Raw genomic sequence first — 14,793 nt, 5'->3', positions numbered from 1 at the left:
CAGCAAGACGAATCTTACTTGCGGTCTTCCAGCTTGGTGATGTCACGCGACTCGTAACCGGTGTACAGCTGGCGCGGGCGGCCAATCTTGTACGGGCTGGAGAGCATCTCTTTCCAGTGGGAGATCCAGCCGACAGTACGTGCCAGGGCGAAGATCACGGTGAACATGCTGGTTGGAATGCCGATCGCCTTGAGGATGATCCCCGAGTAGAAGTCGACGTTCGGGTACAGCGAGCGTTCGATGAAGTACGGGTCGGTCAGGGCGATCTCTTCCAGGCGCATGGCCAGTTCGAGTTGCGGATCGTTGTTGATGCCCAGTTCCTTCAACACTTCGTCGCAGGTCTGCTTCATTACCGTGGCGCGTGGGTCGCGGTTTTTGTAGACGCGGTGACCGAAGCCCATCAGTTTGAACGGATCGTTCTTGTCCTTGGCCTTGGCGATGAACTTGTCGATGTTCGAAACATCGCCGATTTCATCGAGCATGGTCAGAACGGCTTCGTTGGCGCCGCCGTGGGCAGGGCCCCACAGTGCAGCGATACCGGCAGCGATACAGGCGAACGGGTTGGCACCCGAAGAGCCGGCCAGGCGTACGGTGGAGGTCGAAGCGTTCTGCTCGTGGTCGGCGTGGAGGATGAAGATCCGGTCCATGGCCTTGGCGAGTACCGGGCTGATCGGTTTGATCTCGCACGGGGTGTTGAACATCATGTGCAGGAAGTTTTCCGCATACGACAGGTCGTTGCGCGGGTACATCATGGGTTGCCCCATGGAGTACTTGTAAACCATCGCTGCCAGGGTTGGCATCTTGGCCACCAGGCGGACCGCGGAAATTTCACGGTGCTGCGGGTTATTGATGTCCAGGGAGTCGTGGTAGAACGCCGAAAGGGCGCCGACTACGCCGCACATGACGGCCATCGGGTGAGCGTCGCGACGGAAGCCGTTGAAGAAGCTCTTCAACTGCTCGTGAACCATGGTGTGGTTCTTCACGGTGCCGACGAACTGGGCCTTCTGTTCTGCGGTCGGCAGTTCGCCATTGAGCAGCAGATAGCAGGTTTCCAGGTAGTCCGACTTTTCAGCCAGTTGTTCGATCGGGTAGCCGCGGTGCAGCAGAATGCCGTTGTCGCCGTCGATATAGGTGATCTTCGACTCGCACGAAGCGGTCGACATGAAGCCTGGGTCGAAGGTGAAACGGCCCGTGGCCGTCAGGCCTCGAACATCGATAACATCGGGACCAACGGTGCCGGTTAAAATGGGCAGCTCGACGGGGGCAGCGCCCTCGATGATCAACTGCGCTTTTTTGTCAGCCATGTGGCCTCCTATTTATGCTTGAAATCATCAGACAGACCCCCCACGCAGGGCCCGCACCACTATAGTGAGATAAATTCGAATGTCAATTTGCCTAAAGTCTTGCTCCAGAAGGCTTTAACCGGACTTTTTTCTCGAAATTGGCTGCCATTTACGCCTTTTATGCCAGTTGTGCAATCCGCTGTTTGGGTTAGGTGTTTGCGTTGTCATTAGTAGCCTAACTGTCTATACTCGGCCACCGACCGCCAAGGGCTTTTGGGCTTGCTTTCATTGGGGGTCGCATCCCTGGGTGGTGGTTACCTGACCAGTGCACTCCCCAACAACTTTGCCCTGATTGTTAGGGGCTCTTCAGTGTGAAAAAAAAGCCGTGAAAAGCCAACGACCTGTAAACCTAGACCTAAGGACCATCAAACTCCCAGTCACTGCTTACACGTCCATCCTTCACCGAATTTCCGGTGTCATCCTCTTCGTGTGCCTTGCCATCATGCTTTACGCATTGGACAAGTCGCTGAGCTCCGAGGAAGGCTTCGGTCAGGTGAAAGCGTGTCTGACCAGTCCGCTAGCCAAGCTAGTGACATGGGGCATCCTGTCCGCTCTGCTGTATCACCTGGTAGCCGGTGTGCGCCATTTGATCATGGACATGGGCATCGGCGAGACGCTGGAAGGCGGCAAGCTGGGCTCGAAAATCGTTATCGCCGTTTCCGTGGCGGTAATCGTTCTGGCAGGAGTTTGGATATGGTAACTAACGTCACGAACCTCTCGCGTTCGGGCCTCTATGACTGGATGGCGCAACGTGTGTCTGCGGTCGTTCTCGCGGCTTACTTCATCTTCCTGATCGGATACATCGTGGCCAACCCTGGCCTCGAGTACGCCCAGTGGCATGAACTGTTCGCCCACAACGGAATGCGTATCTTCAGCCTCCTGGCCCTTGTTGCTCTCGGCGCTCACGCCTGGGTCGGCATGTGGACCATCGCGACCGACTACCTGACGCCAATGGCGTTCGGCAAGTCCGCGACCGCTATACGTTTCCTCTTCCAGGCAGTCTGCGGCGTTGCGATGTTCGCTTACTTCGTCTGGGGCGTGCAGATTCTCTGGGGTATCTGAGTCATGGCTAACATTCCAACGATTTCTTTCGACGCCATCATTATTGGTGGTGGCGGTGCCGGCATGCGCGCAGCGCTGCAGCTGGCACAGGGCGGTCACAAGACTGCCGTGATCACCAAGGTGTTCCCGACCCGTTCGCACACTGTATCCGCCCAGGGCGGCATCACTTGCGCAATCGCGTCCGCTGACCCGAACGATGACTGGCGCTGGCACATGTACGATACCGTCAAGGGTTCCGACTACATCGGTGACCAGGACGCTATCGAATACATGTGTCAGGAAGGCCCGGCCGCCGTTTTCGAACTGGACCACATGGGTCTGCCGTTCTCCCGTACCGAGACCGGCCGCATCTACCAGCGTCCGTTCGGCGGTCAGTCCAAGGACTACGGTAAAGGCGGTCAGGCTGCGCGTACCTGCGCTGCTTCCGACCGTACCGGTCACGCACTGCTGCACACCCTTTATCAGGGCAACCTGAAAGCCGGTACCACGTTCCTGAACGAGTACTACGCTGTCGATCTGGTGAAGAACGACGCAGGCGACTTCGTCGGTGTTATCGCCATTTGCATCGAAACCGGCGAAACCACCTACATCCGCGCGAAAGCCACCGTATTGGCGACCGGCGGTGCAGGCCGTATCTACGCTTCGACCACCAACGCCCTGATCAACACCGGTGACGGCGTCGGCATGGCTCTGCGTGCAGGCGTACCGGTACAAGACATCGAGATGTGGCAGTTCCACCCGACCGGCATCGCCGGCGCCGGTGTACTGGTGACCGAAGGTTGCCGTGGTGAAGGTGGTTACCTGATCAACAAGCACGGCGAGCGTTTCATGGAGCGTTATGCTCCGAACGCCAAGGACCTCGCCGGTCGTGACGTGGTTGCCCGCTCGATGGTCAAGGAAATCATCGCCGGCAACGGTTGCGGTCCGAATGGCGACCACGTAATGCTCAAGCTCGACCACCTGGGCGAGGAAGTGCTGCACAGCCGTCTGCCAGGTATCTGCGAACTGTCGAAGACGTTTGCTCACGTTGACCCGGTGGTCGCTCCGGTTCCGGTCGTTCCGACTTGCCACTATATGATGGGCGGCGTTGCCACCAACATTCACGGCCAGGCGATCACCCAGAACGCCGAAGGCGTCGACACCATCATTCCGGGCCTGTTCGCTGTAGGCGAAGTGGCTTGCGTATCGGTCCACGGTGCCAACCGTCTGGGCGGCAACTCGCTGCTCGACCTGGTGGTATTCGGTCGTGCCGCCGGCCTGCACCTGGAAAAGGCGCTGACCGACGGTATCGAGTACGACGACGCCACCGAAGCCAACATCAATGCCGCTCTGGCGCGTCTGTCGGCCCTGAACGGCCGTACCGATGGCGAAGACGTGGCAACTCTGCGTCGCGAGCTGCAAAGCTGCATGCAGAACTACTTCGGTGTATTCCGTACCGGCGAATACATGCAGAAGGGTATTGCTCAACTGGCCGAGCTGCGCAAGCGCATCGCCAACGTCAAGATCAACGATAAGTCGCAGGCGTTCAACACTGCGCGTATCGAAGCTCTGGAGCTGCAAAACCTGCTGGAAGTGGCTGAAGCTACCGCCATCGCCGCTGAAGTGCGTAAAGAGTCCCGCGGTGCTCACGCCCGTGAAGACTTCGAAGACCGTGACGACGAAAACTGGCTGTGCCACACCCTGTACTTCCCGGGTGAGAAACGCGTTGCCAAGCGTGCCGTGAACTTCTCGCCGAAGACTGTTCCGACTTTCGAACCTAAAGTCCGGACTTATTAAGGGTGACCGCCATGTTGCAAGTCAGTGTTTATCGCTACAACCCTGATGTGGACGCTGCGCCGTTCATGCAGGAATTCCAGGTCGATACCGGTGGTAAGGACCTGATGGTGCTGGACGTGCTCGCGCTGATCAAAGAGCAGGACGAGGGTTTCTCCTATCGTCGTTCCTGCCGTGAAGGCGTTTGCGGCTCCGATGGCATGAATATCAACGGCAAGAACGGCCTGGCGTGCATCACGCCGCTGTCTGCTGTTGTAAAAGGTAACAAGTTGATCGTTCGTCCTCTGCCAGGTTTGCCGGTTATCCGTGACCTGGTCGTCGATATGAGCATCTTCTACAAGCAATACGAGAAGGTTAAGCCATTCCTGCAGAACGACACGCCGGCTCCAGCCATCGAGCGTCTGCAGTCCCCTGAAGAGCGTGAAAAGCTGGACGGTCTGTACGAGTGCATCCTGTGCGCCTGCTGCTCGACCTCCTGCCCGTCCTTCTGGTGGAACCCGGACAAGTTCCTGGGTCCAGCTGCCCTGCTGCAAGCGTACCGCTTCCTGGCAGACAGCCGTGACACCAAGACCACCGAGCGTCTGGCTTCGCTGGATGACCCGTTCAGCGTATTCCGCTGCCGCGGGATCATGAACTGCGTCAACGTATGTCCGAAAGGCCTGAACCCGACTAAGGCCATCGGTCACATCCGTAACATGCTGCTCTCCAGCGGCGTGTGATTCAGCTGTTGTAAACGTAGTACCGCTGTACCCGTAGAGGCTACGGCGCAGGCTTCAACCGGCGCCGTAGTTTTAACCTGAGCAGCAGCCCAAAAGGCTGCGGCTCTTATTTTGAAGAAATGAGACAAGCAGGGGCATCCGGGCTGGTACCCGGACTATCAGTGTGATCCTAGTGGCTTGTTTTGGTCGCTGCATTCGGACTTCTGCAAGTTTGCTCGGTGTCGACACCGATGGTGTTCCCCTAACCGAGGGTGACCAAGCATGCAAGAAAGCGTGATGCAGCGCATGTGGAACAGCGCCTACCTTTCCGGTAGTAACGCTGCCTATGTGGAAGAGCTTTATGAGCTCTACCTGCACGACCCTAACGCTGTGCCAGAAGAGTGGCGCACCTACTTCCAGAAGTTGCCTGCCGACGGCAACTCTGCCACCGATGTTTCGCACTCCACAATTCGCGATCATTTCGTCTTGCTGGCAAAGAACCAGCGCCGCGCCCAACCGGTTTCCGCCGGCAGCGTGAGCAGTGAGCACGAGAAGAAGCAAGTTGAAGTGCTGCGATTGATCCAGGCCTACCGTATGCGTGGCCACCAGGCAGCCCAGCTTGACCCGCTGGGACTGTGGCAGCGTCCTGCACCTGCAGACCTGTCGATCAATCATTACGGCTTGACCAATGCCGATCTTGATACGACCTTCCGTGCCGGCGACCTGTTCATCGGCAAAGAGGAAGCGAGCCTACGCGAAATTCACGAAGCGTTGCAGCAGACATATTGCCGCACCATCGGCGCTGAATTCACGCATATCACCGATTCCGAGCAGCGCCAGTGGTTCCAGCAGCGTCTGGAAAGCGTGCGTGGCCGTCCGACGTACTCCGCCGACATCAAGAGTCACCTGCTCGAGCGCGTGACCGCCGGTGAAGGCCTGGAAAAATACCTGGGCACCAAATACCCGGGTACCAAGCGTTTCGGTCTGGAAGGCGGTGAAAGCCTGATCCCGATGCTCGATGAGTTGATCCAGCGTTCCGGTTCCTACGGCGCCAAGGAAATCGTCATCGGCATGGCCCACCGTGGCCGTCTGAACGTGCTGGTCAACACCTTCGGCAAGAACCCGCGCGAGCTGTTCGACGAGTTCGAAGGCAAGAAGAAGGTCGAGCTGGGTTCCGGTGACGTCAAGTACCACCAGGGCTTCTCGTCCAACGTGATGACCACCGGCGGTGAAGTTCACCTGGCCATGGCGTTCAACCCGTCCCACCTGGAAATCGTTTCCCCGGTGGTCGAGGGTTCGGTTCGCGCCCGTCAAGACCGTCGTAACGATCCTACCGGCGAGAAGGTTCTGCCGATCTCCATCCACGGTGACGCTGCTTTCGCAGGTCAGGGCGTGGTCATGGAAACCTTCCAGATGTCGCAGACCCGCGGTTTCAAAACCGGCGGTACCGTGCACATCGTGATCAACAACCAGGTTGGCTTCACCATCAGCAACCCGCTGGACTCGCGTTCCACCGAGTATGCGACCGACGTTGCGAAAATGATCCAGGCACCGATCCTCCATGTGAATGGTGATGATCCGGAAGCCGTATTGTTCGTGACCCAGCTGGCCATCGACTACCGCATGCAGTTCAAGCGTGACGTGGTGATCGACCTGGTCTGCTACCGTCGTCGCGGCCACAACGAGGCCGACGAGCCAAGCGGCACCCAGCCTCTGATGTACCAGCAGATCACCAAGCAGCGCACCACCCGTGAGCTGTATGCCGATCGTCTGACCCAGAGCGGTGTGCTGGACGCAGAGCGTGTTCAGGCGAAAGTCGACGAATACCGCAACGCGCTGGACAACGGCCTGCATGTTGTAAAAAGCCTGGTCAAGGAACCGAACAAAGAGTTGTTCGTGGACTGGCGTCCGTATCTGGGCCACGCCTGGACCGCGCGTCACGACACTCGCTTTGATCTGAAAACCTTGCAGGAGCTGTCCGCCAAGCTGCTGGAAGTTCCGGAAGGCCTCGTTGTTCAGCGTCAGGTTGCCAAGATCTACGAAGACCGTCAGAAGATGCAAGCCGGTGGCCTGCCGATCAACTGGGGTTTCGCCGAGACCATGGCCTACGCGACTTTGCTGTTCGAAGGTCACCCGATCCGCATGACCGGTCAGGACATCGGCCGCGGTACGTTCTCGCACCGCCACGCTGTTCTGCACAACCAGAAAGACGCCAGCACCTATGTACCGCTGAAGAACCTGTACGACGGTCAGCCGCGTTTCGAAATGTACGACTCGTACCTGTCTGAAGAAGCCGTACTGGCATTCGAATATGGTTACTCGACCACCACGCCGAACGCGCTGGTGATCTGGGAAGCCCAGTTCGGTGACTTTGCCAACGGTGCGCAGGTCGTGATCGACCAGTTCATCACCAGTGGCGAGCACAAGTGGGGCCGTCTGTGCGGTCTGACCATGTTGCTGCCGCACGGTTATGAAGGTCAGGGGCCGGAGCACTCCTCGGCTCGCCTGGAACGTTACCTGCAGCTGTGCGCCGAGCACAACATTCAGGTGTGCATGCCGACCACGCCGGCTCAGATCTACCACTTGCTGCGCCGTCAGGTGATTCGCCCGCTGCGCAAACCTCTGGTAGTCCTGACTCCGAAGTCGCTGCTGCGTCACAAACTGGCCATCTCGACCCTGGAAGACCTGGCCGAAGGTTCGTTCCAGACCGTTATCCCGGAAATCGATGCCCTGGACCCGAAAAAGGTCGAGCGCGTTGTTCTGTGTAGCGGCAAGGTCTACTACGACCTGCTGGAAAAACGCCGTGCCGAAGGCCGTGACGATATTGCCATCGTGCGTATCGAGCAGCTGTACCCATTCCCTGAGGACGACTTGAAGGAAGTCCTGGCTCCTTACACCAACGCCAAAAATGCCGTCTGGTGCCAGGAAGAGCCGATGAACCAGGGTGCGTGGTACTGCAGCCAGCACCACCTGCGTCGCAGCATCGCAAACCTCAACAAGTCTCTCGTACTCGAGTACGCGGGCCGTGAGGCTTCTGCTGCACCTGCATGTGGTTACGCATCGATGCACGCCGAGCAGCAGGAAAAACTGCTGCAAGACGCCTTTACTGTTTAACGCCTTCGCGCACCTGAAACCGAATTTAAGGAACCACAGACAATGGCTATCGAGATCAAAGCCCCCACCTTCCCGGAATCGGTTGCCGATGGCACCGTTGCCACCTGGCACAAGCAACCGGGCGATGCGGTCAAGCGCGACGAACTGATCGTCGACATCGAAACCGACAAAGTCGTTCTGGAAGTACTGGCTACCGCTGACGGCGTGCTGGGCGCTATCGTCAAGAACGAAGGCGACACCGTCCTGTCCGACGAAGTCCTGGGCTCCATTGTGGAAGGCGGCGCTGCTGCCGTCGCTCCAGCCGCTGCTGCTCCGGCCGCCGCACAAGCTGCCGCCCCAGCCGCTGAAGGCGAAGACGATCCTGTTGCTGCTCCTGCTGCGCGCAAGCTGGCTGAAGAAAACGGCATCAACATCGCTTCCGTTGCCGGCACCGGCAAAGGCGGTCGCGTGACCAAGGAAGACGTGGTTGCAGCTGTTGCCGCCAAGAAAGCCGCTCCGGCTGCCGCACCTGCCAAGGCTGCAGCTCCTTCGGCCGCTGCTCCTGTGTTCGCCGCTGGCGACCGCATCGAGAAGCGTGTTCCGATGACCCGCGTTCGTGCCACCGTGGCCAAGCGTCTGGTTGAAGCTCAATCGAACATGGCGATGCTGACCACGTTCAACGAAGTCGACATGACCGAAGTCATGGCACTGCGTTCGAAGTACAAGGACCTGTTCGAGAAGTCCCACAACGGCGTACGCCTGGGCTTCATGTCGTTCTTCGTGAAGGCTGCCACCGAAGCGCTGAAACGCTTCCCGGCGGTCAACGCCTCGATCGACGGCAACGACATCGTTTACCACGGTTATGCCGACATCGGTGTAGCGGTTTCCAGCGACCGTGGCCTGGTGGTTCCGGTTCTGCGTAACGCCGAGCACATGAGCCTGGCTGAAATCGAAGGCGGCATCGCCACCTTCGGCAAGAAAGCCCGCGACGGCAAACTGTCGATGGACGAAATGACCGGTGGTACTTTCACCATCACCAACGGTGGTACTTTCGGTTCGATGATGTCGACCCCGATCGTCAACCCGCCACAAGCAGCCATCCTGGGCATGCACAACATCATCCAGCGTCCCATGGCCATCAACGGTCAGGTCGTTATCCGTCCGATGATGTACCTGGCACTGTCCTACGATCACCGTCTGATCGATGGCAAAGAAGCTGTGACCTTCCTGGTGACCATCAAGAACCTGCTGGAAGATCCGGCTCGTCTGTTGCTGGATATTTAAAAAGCAGCGGCAAGCTGCAAGTGACAAGCCCTAGGCTCAACACGAGCGGGCTTCCAACTTGCGGCTTGCGGCTTGTAGCTTGTTGCTAAAAGAGGATTCTTTTACATGTCGCAGAAATTTGACGTAGTAGTGATCGGTGCCGGCCCTGGCGGCTACGTAGCAGCCATCAAGGCCGCACAACTCGGTCTGAGCACTGCCTGCATCGAGAAGTACACCGATGCTGAAGGCAAGCAAGCCCTGGGTGGCACCTGCCTGAACGTAGGCTGCATTCCTTCCAAGGCACTGCTGGACAGCTCCTGGAAATACAAGGAAGCGAAAGAAAGCTTCAATGTCCACGGTATCTCCACCGGCGAAGTCAAAATGGACGTCGCTGCGATGGTTGGCCGCAAGGCTGGCATCGTCAAGAACCTGACCGGCGGTGTTGCCACCCTGTTCAAGGCCAACGGCGTCACTTCGATCCAGGGGCACGGCAAACTGCTGGCTGGCAAGAAAGTCGAAGTCACCAAGCCTGACGGTTCGGTGGAAGTCATCGAAGCCGAGAACGTGATCCTGGCATCCGGCTCCCGTCCGATCGACATCCCGCCTGCTCCTGTCGACCAGAAAGTCATCGTTGACTCCACTGGCGCCCTGGAATTCCAGGCCGTGCCTAAGCGTCTGGGCGTGATCGGTGCTGGCGTCATCGGTCTGGAACTGGGTTCGGTATGGTCGCGTCTGGGTGCAGAAGTGACTGTCCTGGAAGCCCTGGACACCTTCCTGATGGCCGCGGACACCGCCGTCTCCAAGGAAGCGCTGAAAACCCTGACCAAACAGGGTCTGGACATCAAGCTGGGCGCTCGCGTGACCGGTTCCAAAGTGAACGGCGACGAAGTCGTGGTGAACTACACCGATGCCAACGGCGAACAGACCATCACTTTCGACAAGCTGATCGTTGCCGTTGGTCGCCGTCCAGTGACCACTGATCTGTTGGCTGCCGACAGCGGTGTGACCATCGACGAGCGTGGCTTCGTGTTTGTCGACGATCACTGCGCCACCACCGTACCGGGCGTCTACGCCATCGGTGACGTGGTTCGCGGCATGATGCTGGCGCACAAGGCGTCGGAAGAGGGCATCATGGTTGTCGAGCGCATCAAGGGTCACAAGGCCCAGATGAACTATGACCTGATCCCTTCGGTTATTTATACTCACCCGGAAATCGCGTGGGTCGGTAAAACCGAGCAGGCCTTGAAAGCTGAAGGCGTTGAAGTTAACGTCGGCACCTTCCCGTTCGCAGCCTCTGGCCGTGCCATGGCTGCCAACGACACCGGTGGTTTCGTCAAGGTCATCGCCGATGCCAAGACAGACCGCGTCCTGGGCGTCCACGTGATTGGCCCAAGCGCTGCGGAACTGGTTCAGCAGGGCGCGATCGGTATGGAATTCGGCACCAGCGCTGAAGACCTGGGCATGATGGTTTTCTCCCATCCGACCCTGTCTGAAGCCTTGCACGAAGCTGCTTTGGCAGTGAATGGCGGCGCCATCCACATCGCCAACCGCAAGAAGCGTTAAGACATAATAAGAAACCACGGCGGTTTGGCCCGTCGTGAGCCTTGCTTGCAAGACTCACCGCGGAATATCCGCTGGACGCAGTCTTGCATAGCCCAGCTATGCAAGCAGCAGTCACAGGTGGTGCGGCACTCGAATGAGTGCAGCACCGAATGCGCAGTACCTAACGAAGACGGTAATAAGCATGAATCTTCACGAGTATCAGGGTAAGCAGCTGTTCGCTGAGTACGGCCTGCCAGTATCCAAAGGCTACGCGGTAGACACCCCGGAAGAAGCAGCAGCAGCTTGCGACAAAATCGGCGGCAACGAGTGGGTTGTCAAAGCCCAGGTCCACGCCGGTGGTCGCGGTAAAGCGGGCGGCGTCAAGCTGGTTCGCAACAAAGAAGACGCCAAAGCCTTCGCACAGCAGTGGCTGGGCAAGCGTCTGGTGACTTACCAGACTGACGCCAATGGTCAGCCAGTCACCAAGATCCTGGTTGAATCGTGCACTGATATCGCTAAAGAGCTGTACCTGGGCGCTGTCGTTGACCGTTCGAGCCGTCGCATCGTGTTCATGGCTTCCACCGAAGGTGGCGTGGACATCGAGAAAATCGCTCACGACACTCCAGAAAAAATTCTGAAGGCCACTATCGATCCACTGGTTGGCGCTCAGCCATTCCAGGGTCGCGAGCTGGCATTCCAGCTGGGTCTGGAAGGCAAGCAAGTTGCCCAGTTCGCCAAGATCTTCGTGGGTCTGGCCAAACTGTTCCAGGATCACGATCTGGCCCTGCTGGAAGTGAACCCGCTGGTGATCAAGGCTGACGGCGATCTGCACTGCCTGGACGCCAAGATCAACATCGACGCCAACGCCATGTACCGTCAGCCAAAGCTGAAGACTTTCCACGATCCGTCCCAGGACGATCCGCGCGAAGCGCACGCTGCCAAGTTCGAACTGAACTACGTAGCGCTGGAAGGCAACATCGGTTGCATGGTCAACGGTGCCGGCCTGGCCATGGGTACCATGGACATCGTCAACCTGCACGGCGGCAAGCCAGCCAACTTCCTGGACGTGGGCGGCGGTGCTACCAAAGAACGCGTTACCGAAGCGTTCAAGATCATTCTGTCCGACACTAACGTCGCTGCAGTACTGGTCAACATCTTCGGCGGCATCGTTCGTTGCGACATGATTGCCGAAGGCATCATCGGTGCAGTGAAAGAAGTCGGCGTGAAAATCCCGGTAGTTGTTCGCCTTGAAGGCAACAACGCTGAGCTGGGCGCTAAAGTACTGGCAGAAAGCGGTTTGAACATCATCGCTGCTACCAGCCTGACCGACGCTGCTCAACAAGTTGTCAAAGCTGCGGAGGGCAAATAATGAGCGTCCTGATCAATAAAGACACCAAAGTTATCTGCCAGGGTATTACCGGTTCGCAAGGTAGTTTCCACACCCAGCAAGCCATCGAATACGGCACCAAGATGGTTGGTGGCGTAACTCCAGGCAAGGGCGGCACCGAGCACCTGGGTCTGCCAGTGTTCAACACTGTGAAAGACGCTGTAGCTGCCACTGGCGCTACTGCCAGCGTGATCTACGTTCCGGCTCCTTTCTGCAAGGACTCGATCCTGGAAGCTGCTTTCGGCGGCATCAAGCTGATCGTCTGCATCACCGAAGGCATTCCTACCCTGGACATGCTGGACGCCAAGGTTAAGTGCGACGAGCTGGGTGTTACCCTGATCGGCCCTAACTGCCCAGGCGTGATCACCCCAGGCGAATGCAAGATCGGCATCATGCCAGGTCACATTCACTTGCCAGGCAAGGTCGGTATCGTTTCCCGTTCCGGCACCCTGACCTACGAAGCCGTCAAGCAGACTACTGACGCCGGTTTCGGTCAGTCGACTTGCGTCGGCATCGGTGGCGACCCGATCCCGGGTTCGAACTTCATCGACATCCTGAAGCTGTTCCAGGAAGACCCGAAGACCGAAGCGATCGTGATGATCGGTGAGATCGGCGGTTCGGCTGAAGAAGAAGCGGCTGCCTACATCAAGGCAAACGTGACCAAGCCGGTTGTTTCCTACATCGCTGGTGTGACTGCTCCTCCGGGCAAGCGCATGGGCCATGCTGGCGCAATCATCTCTGGCGGCAAAGGCACTGCAGACGAGAAATTCGCTGCTCTGCAAGACGCAGGCGTTAAAACCGTGCGTTCGCTGGCAGACATCGGCAAGGCCCTGGCCGAGCTGACTGGCTGGGAAGTCAAGTAAGCCTCGCGCTTGGCTTGAACCCTGCTGACAAAGGCCACCTTCGGGTGGTCTTTGTCGTTTCTGGCATATGTGTTGGTTGTGCTGGCCTCTTCGCGGGCAAGCCCGCTCCCACAATGGATCTCAAGTATTCGCAAATTCTGTGGGAGCGGGCTTGCACGCGAAGGCGGACTTACAGGCACCCACCATTTACATGCATAAACGCGACACGAAAATGTCGTAGATCGGAATGTTCGCCCTCTAACAGTGCGTTTCTGGTCCAAATTCGTTAGTCTACGCGCCATTTTTGCGTCCGCTGCCCACAAGGCGGCAACGCGCTAAAAGGGTTGGTCTTATACGGACCGACAGCATTTCCCTCACCCATAGGGAAATCCCTCTCTAAATTCCGATTCAGTAGTGTGGTATTTCCTTAATGAAAGTGTTGAAAGGCCAGGACATCCTGGCGCTTGGTTTTATGACGTTTGCCCTGTTCGTCGGGGCTGGCAACATCATCTTCCCGCCTATCGTCGGTTTGCAGTCCGGGCCTAATGTCTGGATGGCGGCGCTGGGTTTCCTGGTCACCGCCGTTGGTTTGCCGGTGATCACCGTTGTGGCCCTGGCCAAGGTCGGTGGCGCCATGGATGCATTGAGCAGCCCGATTGGCAAGGTTGCCGCTGGTTTGTTGGCGGCGGCGTGCTATCTCGCTGTGGGTCCGCTGTTCGCGACACCGCGTACCGCGACTGTTTCGTTCGAAGTGGGCCTGGCGCCGCTGACCGGCGAGAGCCCATTGGCCCTGTTCCTCTACAGTTCGGTGTATTTCCTGCTGGTGTTCTTCATCTCGCTGTATCCGGGTCGTCTGCTGGATACCGTAGGGCGTTTCCTCGCTCCGTTGAAGATCATTGCCCTGGCCGTGCTGGGTATCGCTGCATTCGCATTGCCGGCCGGTGACATCGGGCAGGCAACCCCTGAATACGTGGCTGCGCCGTTTTCCCAGGGCTTCATCAACGGTTACCTGACCATGGATACCCTGGGTGCCCTGGTGTTCGGCATCGTCATCGTCAACGCCATCCGTTCCCGCGGCGTCGAGTCGCCTGCCTTGATCACCCGCTATGCGATCATCGCCGGCCTGATCGCCGGCGTGGGCCTGGCACTGGTGTATGTCAGCCTGTTCCGCCTCGGTTCGGGCAGCCATGAAGTGGCCGCAGGCGCGACCAATGGTGCGGCGGTATTGCACGCTTACGTGCAGCACACTTTCGGTTCGCTGGGCAGCGGTTTCCTTGCCGTGCTGATTTCGCTGGCGTGCCTGGTGACGGCGGTCGGCCTGACCTGTGCCTGCGCCGAGTACTTCAGCCGAGTGCTGCCGCTGTCCTACAAGACGCTGGTCATCATCCTGGCTGCATTTTCCCTGCTGGTGTCCAACCTGGGCCTGACCAAGCTGATCGCGTTCTCGATCCCGGTACTGACCGCGATCTATCCGCCGTGCATCGCCTTGGTCGCCCTGAGCTTCTGCAAGGACTTCTGGCATGAGCAGGGTCGCATCGTCGGTCCGGTGATGCTGGTGTCGTTCATCTTCGGTCTGATCGACGCCCTGAAGGGGGCCGGTCTGGCGGACTGGATGCCGACGCAACTGGCGCACCTGCCGCTGAGCGAACAGGGTCTGGCCTGGCTGGTGCCGTCGGTGATGACGCTGGTGGTTGCCGTGGTCTGCGATCGTATGTTGGGCAAGCGGGAAGAAGCGCTGGCTTAAAGCTTTCGACCTGCCATAAGCGGGTCGGACAAGCAGAAACAGAAAT

Annotated in this window: 11 protein-coding genes; 10 read left to right on the top strand and 1 reads right to left on the bottom strand. The window is 58.4% G+C overall.

What is annotated here, in order from left to right; genetic code table 11:
• Positions 1-14: 14 nt before the first annotated feature.
• Positions 15-1,304 carry a citrate synthase gene (gltA, locus tag CAG47_RS02350; protein WP_085723292.1) on the bottom strand — a complete coding sequence of 430 codons (1,290 nt, stop codon included), beginning with the start codon at positions 1,302-1,304 and terminating at the stop codon, positions 15-17.
• Between the two features lie 364 nt (positions 1,305-1,668).
• Between gltA and sdhC the strand changes: the two genes are divergently transcribed.
• The 10 genes from sdhC (at position 1,669) to brnQ (ending at position 14,747) form a co-directional block, all read left to right on the top strand.
• Positions 1,669-2,043 carry a succinate dehydrogenase, cytochrome b556 subunit gene (gene sdhC / locus CAG47_RS02345; protein ID WP_085723291.1) on the top strand — a complete coding sequence of 125 codons (375 nt, stop codon included), beginning with the start codon at positions 1,669-1,671 and terminating at the stop codon, positions 2,041-2,043.
• Entirely contained in the window at positions 2,037-2,405 is a 369-nt protein-coding gene (gene sdhD / locus CAG47_RS02340) for a succinate dehydrogenase, hydrophobic membrane anchor protein (RefSeq protein ID WP_008049683.1), read from the top strand. The genes sdhC and sdhD overlap by 7 nt, the downstream gene beginning before the upstream one ends.
• A gap of 3 nt (positions 2,406-2,408) precedes the next feature.
• On the top strand, positions 2,409-4,181 hold the full coding sequence (gene sdhA / locus CAG47_RS02335) for a succinate dehydrogenase flavoprotein subunit (protein ID WP_085723290.1): 1,773 nt from the start codon (positions 2,409-2,411) through the stop codon (positions 4,179-4,181).
• An 11-nt stretch (positions 4,182-4,192) separates the two neighbouring features.
• Complete coding sequence (locus tag CAG47_RS02330) at positions 4,193-4,897, top strand: succinate dehydrogenase iron-sulfur subunit (RefSeq protein ID WP_085723447.1); 705 nt, start codon at positions 4,193-4,195, stop codon at positions 4,895-4,897.
• 261 nt (positions 4,898-5,158) lie between these two features.
• Positions 5,159-7,990, top strand: a complete 2,832-nt coding sequence (locus CAG47_RS02325; RefSeq protein ID WP_085723289.1) for a 2-oxoglutarate dehydrogenase E1 component — start codon at positions 5,159-5,161, stop codon at positions 7,988-7,990.
• A gap of 42 nt (positions 7,991-8,032) precedes the next feature.
• A complete protein-coding gene (gene odhB, locus CAG47_RS02320) occupies positions 8,033-9,253 on the top strand; it encodes a 2-oxoglutarate dehydrogenase complex dihydrolipoyllysine-residue succinyltransferase (RefSeq protein WP_085723288.1) in 1,221 nt (406 codons plus the stop codon).
• A gap of 105 nt (positions 9,254-9,358) precedes the next feature.
• Entirely contained in the window at positions 9,359-10,795 is a 1,437-nt protein-coding gene (gene lpdA / locus CAG47_RS02315) for a dihydrolipoyl dehydrogenase (RefSeq protein WP_085723287.1), read from the top strand.
• Positions 10,796-10,976: 181 nt separating this feature from the next.
• Positions 10,977-12,143 (top strand): ADP-forming succinate--CoA ligase subunit beta, encoded by a 1,167-nt coding sequence (gene sucC, locus CAG47_RS02310; RefSeq protein ID WP_085723286.1) that lies wholly within the window; start codon positions 10,977-10,979, stop codon positions 12,141-12,143.
• A complete protein-coding gene (sucD, locus tag CAG47_RS02305; RefSeq protein WP_085723285.1) occupies positions 12,143-13,024 on the top strand; it encodes a succinate--CoA ligase subunit alpha in 882 nt (293 codons plus the stop codon). The genes sucC and sucD overlap by 1 nt, the downstream gene beginning before the upstream one ends.
• Before the next feature lie 409 nt (positions 13,025-13,433).
• Positions 13,434-14,747 carry a branched-chain amino acid transport system II carrier protein gene (gene brnQ / locus CAG47_RS02300; RefSeq protein ID WP_085723284.1) on the top strand — a complete coding sequence of 438 codons (1,314 nt, stop codon included), beginning with the start codon at positions 13,434-13,436 and terminating at the stop codon, positions 14,745-14,747.
• Positions 14,748-14,793: the final 46 nt, after the last annotated feature.

The organism is Pseudomonas sp. R37(2017) (assembly GCF_002113375.1).
Taxonomy (GTDB): Bacteria; Pseudomonadota; Gammaproteobacteria; order Pseudomonadales; family Pseudomonadaceae; genus Aquipseudomonas.
Note: the sequence above shows the minus strand (reverse complement) of the source record. Positions and strands in the feature narration are given on the sequence as shown.

Coding starts and splice junctions, on each gene's coding strand:
- sucD (WP_085723285.1), top strand. CDS start 12,143: ATGAGCGTCCTGATCAATAAAGACACCAAAGTTATCTGCCAGGGTATT.
- brnQ (WP_085723284.1), top strand. CDS start 13,434: ATGAAAGTGTTGAAAGGCCAGGACATCCTGGCGCTTGGTTTTATGACG.
- sdhA (WP_085723290.1), top strand. CDS start 2,409: ATGGCTAACATTCCAACGATTTCTTTCGACGCCATCATTATTGGTGGT.
- odhB (WP_085723288.1), top strand. CDS start 8,033: ATGGCTATCGAGATCAAAGCCCCCACCTTCCCGGAATCGGTTGCCGAT.
- sdhD (WP_008049683.1), top strand. CDS start 2,037: ATGGTAACTAACGTCACGAACCTCTCGCGTTCGGGCCTCTATGACTGG.
- gltA (WP_085723292.1), bottom strand. CDS start 1,304: ATGGCTGACAAAAAAGCGCAGTTGATCATCGAGGGCGCTGCCCCCGTC.
- CAG47_RS02330 (WP_085723447.1), top strand. CDS start 4,193: ATGTTGCAAGTCAGTGTTTATCGCTACAACCCTGATGTGGACGCTGCG.
- lpdA (WP_085723287.1), top strand. CDS start 9,359: ATGTCGCAGAAATTTGACGTAGTAGTGATCGGTGCCGGCCCTGGCGGC.
- sucC (WP_085723286.1), top strand. CDS start 10,977: ATGAATCTTCACGAGTATCAGGGTAAGCAGCTGTTCGCTGAGTACGGC.
- CAG47_RS02325 (WP_085723289.1), top strand. CDS start 5,159: ATGCAAGAAAGCGTGATGCAGCGCATGTGGAACAGCGCCTACCTTTCC.